This window comes from Vibrio sp. 03_296, from assembly GCF_002265885.1.
Map to the genome: position 1 here is coordinate 1 of NZ_NPKW01000547.1, position 795 is coordinate 795.

Here is a 795-nt window from a genome sequence, read left to right on the forward strand (position 1 = left end):
CAGATGCCCTGTTCTTCACGAGCAGCGTGATATTCTGCGTTTTCTTTCAAATCACCCAATTCACGAGCTTCAGCAATCGCTTCAGTGATCAGTGGACGTCTTTTTAAAAGTCTTTCTAATTCTTTACGCAGCAATTGCTCGCCGCGAGCCGTCATTGGAACTTTTTCCATTTTCAACCTCAATGCCAAAGTCATCTTTGGACAAAAAAACHCTWCCTGACCGAATGATCAGGTAGTCACGGAACGGATTAATTTCGCCTAGTGTAAACAAACTTTGAGCCTAAATCACCTTAATTTCATTCTTGCTTGTACCCAAGTTCAAATGCCGAAACCACCTATCAATTTTGACAATTTTCACATCAACATCACCGTGAAAAATGCGAGCAAATATCGACAAATAGATAAAAACCAATAAAAATCAATCAATGTCAGAGGCATGTAAATCAGCATAAATCCATTTAAAAACAATAAATTAATAAAAATCACTACGCAATCGAACAGTGTTCATAGGTTGAATTTATATAATTTTACTAACCCATCATGGAACTTTGGCTGTACAACATTGGACGTCAACCAATAACTCTGGCCAAGTATTTGAGATGCATCTCATTTATGAATCTAGAATCATAGTGATAATCTGTGAGATATTCGTCTTACAACAAAAAGATTATGGACAGCTAAAACTAGGACAACAAAACAATGAAAAAGACATTAATCGCAACTTTCATGTATCTGCTGCTGCAGTGGCAACTGGTGTTAACGCTGCTGAACTTTACAACCAAGATGGAACTTCTCT

The 795-nt window shown here is 37.2% G+C and carries 1 pseudogene; it reads right to left on the bottom strand.

Features of this window, described 5'->3' with window-relative positions:
* Positions 1-170 (bottom strand): annotated as a pseudogene (gene greA, locus CIK04_RS26080) (transcription elongation factor GreA); the annotation flags it as partial.
* Positions 171-795 lie beyond the last annotated feature (625 nt).